At 68.6% G+C, this 8,094-nt stretch carries 10 protein-coding genes; 6 read left to right on the forward strand and 4 right to left on the reverse strand.

Annotated elements, in window-relative coordinates; all coding sequences use genetic code 11:
• Positions 1-671 (forward strand): amidohydrolase family protein (locus tag AB7O82_RS22685; protein ID WP_428620230.1); only part of this gene is annotated, 671 nt, incomplete at its 5' end.
• 79 nt (positions 672-750) lie between these two features.
• Entirely contained in the window at positions 751-2,367 is a 1,617-nt protein-coding gene (locus AB7O82_RS22690; protein ID WP_428554604.1) for a DEAD/DEAH box helicase, read from the forward strand.
• A 204-nt stretch (positions 2,368-2,571) separates the two neighbouring features.
• Here the strand turns inward: AB7O82_RS22690 and AB7O82_RS22695 are convergent, their stop codons facing one another.
• On the reverse strand, positions 2,572-3,504 hold the full coding sequence (locus AB7O82_RS22695) for a 3-hydroxyacyl-CoA dehydrogenase family protein (RefSeq protein WP_428620232.1): 933 nt from the start codon (positions 3,502-3,504) through the stop codon (positions 2,572-2,574).
• A 77-nt stretch (positions 3,505-3,581) separates the two neighbouring features.
• Here AB7O82_RS22695 and AB7O82_RS22700 point away from each other — a divergent pair, with 77 nt between their 5' ends.
• From AB7O82_RS22700 to AB7O82_RS22710, 3 genes are read left to right on the forward strand one after another with little or no spacing between them, the layout of a single operon-like run.
• Entirely contained in the window at positions 3,582-4,355 is a 774-nt protein-coding gene (locus AB7O82_RS22700) for an enoyl-CoA hydratase/isomerase family protein (RefSeq protein WP_428555785.1), read from the forward strand.
• Positions 4,352-5,158 (forward strand): SDR family NAD(P)-dependent oxidoreductase, encoded by an 807-nt coding sequence (locus AB7O82_RS22705; RefSeq protein WP_428555796.1) that lies wholly within the window; start codon positions 4,352-4,354, stop codon positions 5,156-5,158. Before AB7O82_RS22700 ends, AB7O82_RS22705 begins: the two co-directional genes overlap by 4 nt.
• A 33-nt stretch (positions 5,159-5,191) precedes the next feature.
• Positions 5,192-5,593: a DUF423 domain-containing protein gene (locus AB7O82_RS22710; RefSeq protein WP_428555787.1), complete on the forward strand. Its 402-nt coding sequence runs from the start codon at positions 5,192-5,194 to the stop codon at positions 5,591-5,593.
• 108 nt (positions 5,594-5,701) lie between these two features.
• On the opposite strand, the gene AB7O82_RS22715 is transcribed toward AB7O82_RS22710, so the two are convergent.
• Positions 5,702-5,872: a hypothetical protein gene (locus AB7O82_RS22715; RefSeq protein WP_428555790.1), complete on the reverse strand. Its 171-nt coding sequence runs from the start codon at positions 5,870-5,872 to the stop codon at positions 5,702-5,704.
• 187 nt (positions 5,873-6,059) lie between these two features.
• Here AB7O82_RS22715 and AB7O82_RS22720 point away from each other — a divergent pair, with 187 nt between their 5' ends.
• The gene (locus tag AB7O82_RS22720; protein WP_428555793.1) at positions 6,060-6,653 is read left to right on the forward strand and encodes a hypothetical protein; all 594 of its coding nucleotides are present in this window, start codon (positions 6,060-6,062) and stop codon (positions 6,651-6,653) included.
• 12 nt (positions 6,654-6,665) lie between these two features.
• Here the strand turns inward: AB7O82_RS22720 and AB7O82_RS22725 are convergent, their stop codons facing one another.
• Together AB7O82_RS22725 and AB7O82_RS22730 are read right to left on the reverse strand one after the other, a co-directional pair.
• Positions 6,666-7,250: a uracil-DNA glycosylase family protein gene (locus tag AB7O82_RS22725; protein ID WP_428620234.1), complete on the reverse strand. Its 585-nt coding sequence runs from the start codon at positions 7,248-7,250 to the stop codon at positions 6,666-6,668.
• Between the two features lie 81 nt (positions 7,251-7,331).
• A complete protein-coding gene (locus tag AB7O82_RS22730; RefSeq protein ID WP_428620236.1) occupies positions 7,332-7,718 on the reverse strand; it encodes a DUF488 domain-containing protein in 387 nt (128 codons plus the stop codon).
• Positions 7,719-8,094: the final 376 nt, after the last annotated feature.

Consider the following 8,094-nt stretch of genomic DNA (forward strand, 5'->3'; position numbering starts at 1 on the left):
TGAAGTTCTTCATGATCCAGCCGATCGCCAACGAGGATCAGGTCGAGGCGCTGGAGCTGATGAAGCATCCGCGCTCGGTCGTGACCTTCTCCGATTCGGGCGCGCACGTCTCGCAGATCATGGACAGCTCGCTGCAGACCCATCTGCTGAGCCACTGGGTGCGCGAGAAGCAGGCCTTCACGCTCGAGGAGGCGGTGAAGATGATCACCTGCGACACCGCCACCCAGTTCGGCTTCCACGATCGCGGCCTGCTGCGCGAGGGCATGGCGGCCGACATCGTGGTGTTCGACCCCGACACGATCGGCGCGCGCATGCCCGAGGTGGTCAACGACCTGCCGGCCGGCGCCAAGCGCCTCCGGCAGAAGTGCGACGGCATGCATGCCACCATCGTCAACGGCCTGGTCCTGCTGCGCGACAACGAGCCCACCGGCAACCTCCCCGGAAAGCTGCTGGGGCGGATGGCGAGCCACTGTTTTATTGGACCGCGGGCTTCTCGCCCGATAATGCTGTTGTTGTGCGGGCGAGACGCCCGCGGTCCGGAAGAATGCCTTGACATTGCCGCAGTGCAGCATCATATCCGTGCCAGCCCGCACCGCTGCGGGCCGGTAAGGTTTCTCGCGATCGCGCGACGCGCCCCAAGATTGGCGCTTCATCCCGGGACAATCTCCTAGAAGCAAGAGCCCACCCAGCCGCGCGCGGGTACGGGCCAAACGCCGCCTCATTGGGCGACGACAAGGATTTGTATTTCCAGTGACTGATGTTTCCTTTGCGGACCTCGGACTGTCCGAGCCGCTGTTGCGTGCGTTGAGCGCGGCCAAGTACACCCAGCCCACGCCGATCCAGGCACGCACCATCCCGGCCCTGCTGCAGGGTCGCGACGTGCTCGGCATCGCCCAGACGGGGACCGGCAAGACGGCGGCTTTTGCGCTGCCCGTGCTGCAGCATCTTGCCGCGCAGGGCGGTCGCGCCCAGCCTAAAAGCCCGCGGGCGCTGGTGCTGGCGCCGACCCGCGAGCTTGCCGTGCAGATCGCGCGCAGCTTCGACACCTACGGGCGGGGCCTCGGCCTGCGCCTCGGCATGGTGATCGGCGGCCTGGGCTTCGGCCGGCAGATCGAGACGCTCAATCGCGGCGTCGACATCCTGGTCGCGACGCCGGGTCGCCTGCTCGACCTGGTCGAGCGCGGCAATGTCCGGCTGGGCAGCGTGACCTTCCTCGTCCTCGACGAGGCGGATCGCATGTTCGACATGGGCTTCATCAAGGACGTCCGCCGCATCGTCGGCGCGGTCTCCAAGTTGCGCCAGACCCTGATGTTCTCGGCGACCATGCCGCCCGATATCGCGGGGCTCGCGGCCGAGATCCTGCACCGGCCCGAGCGGGTCGAGATCGCCCCGCAGGGCCGAACCGTCGACCGGATCGACCAGGGCGTCTACTTCGTGAATGCCGCGACCAAGCGGGCGCTGCTTAGCCACCTGCTGGCCGACTCCGCGCTCGAGCGCGTCATCGTCTTCACGCGCACCAAGCGCGGCGCCAACCGCGTCGCCGAGGCGCTCGACGGCCGCGGCGTACCGTCCGAGGCGATCCACGGCAACAAGTCGCAGAACGCGCGCCAGCGCGCGCTCGACAGCTTCAGCCGCGGCCGCGCCCGCGTGCTGGTCGCCACCGACCTGGCGGCCCGCGGCATCGACGTGCAGGGCGTCACCCATGTCATCAACTACGAGCTGCCGGCCGACGCCGAGAGCTACGTCCACCGCATCGGCCGAACCGCGCGTGCCGGCGCCTCGGGCATCGCCATCTCGTTCTGCGACAACAGCGAACGCGGCCAGCTGAAGAGCATCGAGCGCCTGACCAACCAGCGCATCGCCGTGCTGCCGACGCCGGCCAACGAGGACCTGCCTCAGCAGGCGGCGGCGGCCGCGCTGCGCGCTCCGGAAGAGCATCGTGACGATCGCCCTGGCGAGCATCGCGGGCCGCGCCGCCCGCGCGGCCAGCAGCCGCATCGGCACGGCCATCGCAGCGACGATAATCCGCGCGATGGACATCCGCGCGATGGGCATCATGGCGGGCATCATGCCGGCCAGCCGCATCGCCCGCACGGCGACCACCCGCGCGGTGGTCATGCGCATGGGCATCACCCGCATGGTCATCATGCCCCTGGCCATACTGCCCACGGCCATCATCCGCACCGGCGACATGAAGAGCGTCCGGTTGCGCGTGATGAATTCGGTCACGATTTCGGCGACTATCGCGACCGCACGCCCGATGGAACGCGCTCGGACGACCGTCCGAACAACAACCAGCAGCGCCGCCCCCACTGGAAGCGCCGCCGCGTCGGCGGCGGTGGCGGCCATCGCGGCCGCGCAGCGTAACTCATAGCTCCTCCCCAGCTTCGCTGGGGAGGTGTCCGCGTCTTCGCGGAAGGAGGGGTCATGCGCTGGGAGCGCGCCACTCCGATGGCGCTCATGTTCTTCCGGACCGCCGGCGAGAGGCCCGCGGTCCAAGAGAGCATGACCCCTCCGTCGCCGTAAGACGGCGACACCTCCCCAGCTTCGCTGGGGAGGAGAAGAGCGCCACTACTTCAGCAAGCCTTCATCCCGGAAGATCTCCAGGCACTTGCGCAGCGCGCGCTCGTAGCGGGCGCGCTCCTTGGCGATTGACTCGTCGTCCCAGTCGAAGAAGCCGCGCTTGGTCTTGAAGCCGATGCGGCCCTCGTCGACGTTGCGCTGCAGGACCGGCGGCGGGCCGTCGGCGTTGGTGAGGTCGGGCCAGATGATCTTGGCCACCGCACACGTCGTGTCCCAGCCCGAATGCTCCTTCTGCACGATCGGGCCGGCCGCGGCATAGCGGAACCCGAACGACAGACGGACCGTGGCGTCGATGTCCTCGGGCGAGGCGACGCCCTGCTCGATCAGCCACAGCGCCTCGCGCATCAGCGCGCCCTGGATGCGGTTGCCGAGGAAGCCGATCACGTCCTTCTTCACCTGGACCGGCCGCTTGCCGAGCGTTGCCATGATCCCGCCGACCCATTCGGCCTTGGCCACGTCGGTGTGGACCGAGCGCACGACCTCGACCAGCGGGATGAGATGGGCCGGCATGAAGAAGTGCAGGCCCATCATGCGATGCTGCGTCGCCAGGCCCGTGGCAATCTTGCTGATCGGGAAGCTCGATGAATTTGAGGTGAGGGCAGCGCCAGGTGTGGCGAGCTTCTCCATCCCGGCGAACAATTGTCGCTTCAATGCCAAATCTTCAGTGACTGTTTCGACGGCGATCGCGACGTTCGACCACGAAGCCTCGGGTAGCGTGGCGAAGGTCTTCAGCCCCGTTGTATCGGTGGGCTTGCCCATGGCACCAAGAGCGCGGGCGCAGGCAGCCGGCAGGCCGTCGCGCGTCGACGCGGAGCGCGACACGACATCGACCTTCCATCCTCCGCCCAGGAACATGGCGATGATTCCCACGCCCATGGTACCGCCCCCGATGACCAGGGCGTGGTGTTCGCTTTGCGGCATTTTCGATCCTCCCAACTCGACGGCCGCCCCGGCGGCGGGGCAATATCGCCGCTCACTTATAGCCGAGGGAGAAGAAAATGAGCGGCACCTACAAGGATATCGGCGTCAGCACCGAAGGCCATGTCGGGATCGTCGAGATTCAGCGTCCGCCGCACAATTTCTTCGACAATTCGCTGATCAACCAGATCGCCGATGCGTTCGAGGCATTCGATCGCGACGTCAACATCCGGTCCTACGTGCTGTGTGCCCAGGGCAAGTCGTTCTGCGCCGGCGCCGACTTCCAGAACCGGCCGCAGACCGGCTCGGCCGAAAGCGGTAAGCATCTCTACAAGGAGGCGACCCGCCTGTTCCGCTCCAAGAAGCCCAGCGTCGGGGCGATCCAGGGCCCGGCGATCGGCGGGGGCCTCGGCCTTGCGGTGATGCCGGACTTTCGCGTCACCTGCTCCGAGGCGCGCTTCTCCGCGAATTTTACGCGACTGGGCTTTCATCCCGGCTTCTCGCTCACCTTCACCCTGCCGCGCCTGATCGGCCAGCAGCGCGCCAACCTGATGTTCTATACCGGCCGCCGCATCGGCGGCGACGAGGCCTATGCCTGGGGGCTGGCCGACGTGCTGGTGCCGCTGGCCGACGTGCGCAAGGCGGCGCTCGAGCTCGCCACCGAGATCGCCCAGGGCGGGCCGCTCGCGGTGCAGTCGACGCGCGAGACCATGCGTCGCGGCTTCGCCGATGCCGCCGAGGCGGCGACCGAGCGCGAGCTGACCGAACAGGATTGGACGCGCAAGACCGAGGACTTCAAGGAAGGCATCAAGTCCTATGCCGAGAAGCGCCTCGGCAACTTCAAGGGCCGCTGATGGGCCAGGTATCCGGCAAAGTCGCCATCGTCACCGGTGGCGCCTCGGGCATCGGCGAGGCCTGCTCGGAAACGCTGGCGCGCGAAGGAGCGTCGGTCCTGGTGACCGACGTCGACGACGCGCTGGGCAAGGGTGTGATCGACCGCATCACGAAGGCGGGTGGCAAGGCACACTACCTGCATCACGACGTGCGCGACGAGGCGGCGTGGCCGGGTGTGGTCGCCGAGGCGGAGAAGCGCTTCGGCCGGCTCGACATCATGGTCGCCAATGCCGGCATCGGGGTCATGGCACCAATCGAGAGCATGACTCTCGCCGACTGGCAGCGGCAGCAGGCGATCAATCTCGACGGCGTGTTCCTGTCGATCAAGCACGCCATCCCGGCGCTGCGGCGGGCGGGCGGCGGCTCGATCGTGCTTATGTCGTCGATCGCCGGCCTGCGCGGTGCGCCGGGACTCGCCGCCTATTCGGCGACCAAGGGCGGCGTGCGCCTCCTCGCCAAGTCGGTAGCGCTGGAGCATGCTGCCGACAACATCCGCTGCAACTCGGTGCATCCCGGCATCATCGCCACGCCGATCTGGGGCAAGATCCCGACCGGCGCCGAAGGCAATCGCCGCAACGCCCCGATCGATCCGCGCGAACGCGCCGCGGCGGTCGTGCCGCTGACGCGCGTCGGCGAGGCCCAGGACATCGCCAACGGCGTGCTGTTCCTGTGCACCGATGCCGCCAACTACATGACCGGCCAGGAGCTGGTGATCGACGGCGGCATGACGGCCGGCGGCCGGCCGCCGCCGCGGACGGAGTAGGTCCGTGACCGGTGCCGCGGCCGGAGTAGGTCCGTGACTGCAGCCGCAAAGGGCTGGATAATTATCGCGGCGCTGAGCGGCGCGATTTCCATTGCCATCGGCGCTTTCGCCGCCCACGGCCTCGATCTCTCCACCGAGGCTGGCCGCAAGGCGCGGGAGTGGCTGCAGACCGGCAGTCAGTACGAGATGATCCATGCGCTGGCGATCGTGGCCGTGGTCGCCCTAGCGCGCAGCGCGGCGGTGAACCTCCCCTGGGCTCTCGTCGCGCAATGCCTGTTCCTGGCCGGCAGCTTGCTCTTTCCCGGCGCCCTGTACGCCCTCGCCTTCGGCGGCCCGCGATGGTTCGGCGCGGTCGCGCCGATCGGCGGCGCCGCCTTCATCCTGGGCTGGCTCAGTCTCGGCGTTGCCGCGTTGCTGAAGGCCGAGGCCGACTGACCTCTGGAGGTTGGTGGGCCTCGTAGTCGCCCTGCGCTCCAGCGACGAGGAACATGATCGCCGGAGCGCCACGAGGATGGCGGGCGCCTCCGGCGCCGGCCTTTGATGTCAGCGCCCTTCGCCTTTCTCGCGCGCGTTCCTGTCGCGAGGTGCAGAGAAGTCGATGGCGACGGGATCGCTGGCGGGAAAGCTTTCCGCAAGAGCCTGATCGAGCAGCTCGTCGAGATGATCGTGGTCCGGTTGGACGGCACGTGCCTGTCGGGTTGGTGTGACGCTCATCGCGATGCTCCTGATGTTCGCTCGGCCGGCGGGATCCGCCAGCCATCTGTCAGTCGACGACATCGTGGCGCCGTGCGCCTTGCTCGTGCGCAATGTCCACGAGAAAGGCTTTCGCTGTCTCCGGCGTCGATACTGCCCTTGGTCTTCCCGACAGCCACGACGGAAGCACCCAGAGGGAGTGTCGAAAATGTCCACCGAGCAGAAGAGCCGTACCGTCAGGGAAGCCGTCGGGGTCTTCCATCGTCCGGAGGATTTGCAGGGCGCTATCGACGAGTTGCTCCAATCGGGCTTCCACCGTGCCGAGCTCAGCCTGCTCGCGAGCGAGCAGGCGATCGACCAGAAGCTCGCGCACCGGTACCGCAAGATCGGCTCGCTCGAGGACGATCCGGTGATCCCGCGCACCGCCTACGTCTCGCCCGAAGCCATCGGCGACGCCGAGGGCGGGCTGATTGGCATTCTCATGTATGTGGGCGCCATGGCGGCGGCGGGCGCCATCGTGGCTTCCGGCGGAGCCCTCACTGCGGCCATCGTCGGCGCCGCCCTGTCGGGCGGTGCGGGCGGGCTGATCGGATCGTTCCTGGCGCGCTGGCTCGGCGAGGAGCACGGCCGCCATCTTCAGGAGCAGGTCGATCGCGGCGGCCTGCTGCTGTGGGTCCGGACGTGGGATGCCGCGGACGAGAAGCGCGCCATGCGCATCCTCGCGCGTCATGCGGGCGATCATGTTCACGTCCATGCCCTGCCGGCGGTGGCCCGGCGGCAGCGGCACGCTGCCGTCCCGTGATGGGCGCCCGCATCAAGGCCGCGTCGCCCGGCGCACGATCCGCCGCAACTCGGGGACGACCTCGGCTTCGAACCAGGGATGCTGGCGCATCCACAGGGTGCTGCGCCAGCTCGGATGCGGCAGTGGCACGAAGCGCGGCCCGTAGTGCCTGAATGCTCTCACCGTATCGGTCATCGTCCCTCGGCCGGTCGAGCCGAGATAGAAACGCTGAGCGTGGTGGCCGACCAGCAGGGTCGCCTCGATCGCGGGAAGGTGCCCGAGCAGACGTGCATGCCAGTGCGGAGCGCACTCGCGGCGCGGCGGCTTGTCGCCGCCGCCCGGCTGGCTGCCGGGATAGCAGAGACCGATGGGCAGGATCGCCACGCGGCCTTCGTCGTAGAAGGCCGCCCTCTCGAGGCCCAGCCAGTCGCGCAGGCGGTCGCCGCTGGCGTCGTTCCACGGCAGGCCGGTCGCGTGGACCTTCCGGCCGGGTGCCTGGCCGATGATCAGCAGCCGGGCGGCGCTCGCGAGCTGCAGGATCGGCCGGGCGCCGAGCGGCAGGGCCGTCTCGCAGATCGTGCACGCCCGGACCTCGCGCAGCAGGCGCTTCAGGGACATTCGGGAGTCCTTCGGTCTCTGGATTCCAGGCGTTCCGAACACGACCTTCCGCTCGCCTGATCCGGCTGAGCGGAACGTGCGCTAGCGGCCGAGAAGGACGGCGCGGAGCACGACGGCGTCGTTGTGGAGCTCGTCGCGCGCGGCGAAGACCAGGGTCACGGGCTCCCGGCGCGCGCGGGCGCGTAACTCGGCGAGCTCGTCCGGATGGCGGCGCAGCTCGGCGGCGTAGCGGCGGCGGAACTCGGGCCAACGCGCCGGATCGTGGTCGAACCATTTGCGCAGCGCCGTGCTCGGCGAGATGTCCTTGGCCCAGAGGTCGATCGCCGCGTCGGGCTTCCTGACCCCGCGCGGCCACAGCCGATCCACCAGGATGCGCGTTCCGTCACCGGCGGCGGCGGGCAGATAGGCCCGCTTGAGCTTGATCCGATGCGCCGGAACTCTCCCGGCCCTCGCAGTGCGCTCCGCCATGGCTTCGCCTCCTCATCCACACGGCCCTGCAGCTTGCAGGATCGCTCTCGATGCGCTGACGGTCGACGTCGACGCGCACCAGCCTCTCGGGCCAATTGATCTCGCGCACCCAGCTGGGCGCAAGGAGCACCTTGTCGCCGGGGCGCCACCTGCAGGTGTCGACCCTGATGTATGCGATGGTCCAGTCGGCAGCGTCGACCAGGAGGTCCTCGACGTGCCCGGCCACGCCGTCGAGCAGATGGACGCGATGGCCGACGACGGCTTCGACGCTGCGCAGGTGCGGATCGCCCCCTTCTGCCGTGGATGCCCGGTGCGACACGGGGAGGTGCTGCGCCGCCGGGATGCTCTCCTCGATCTGGCGTACGGTGAGACCGAC

The organism is Reyranella sp., from assembly GCF_050185545.1.
In the GTDB taxonomy this organism is placed as follows: Bacteria; Pseudomonadota; Alphaproteobacteria; order Reyranellales; family Reyranellaceae; genus Reyranella.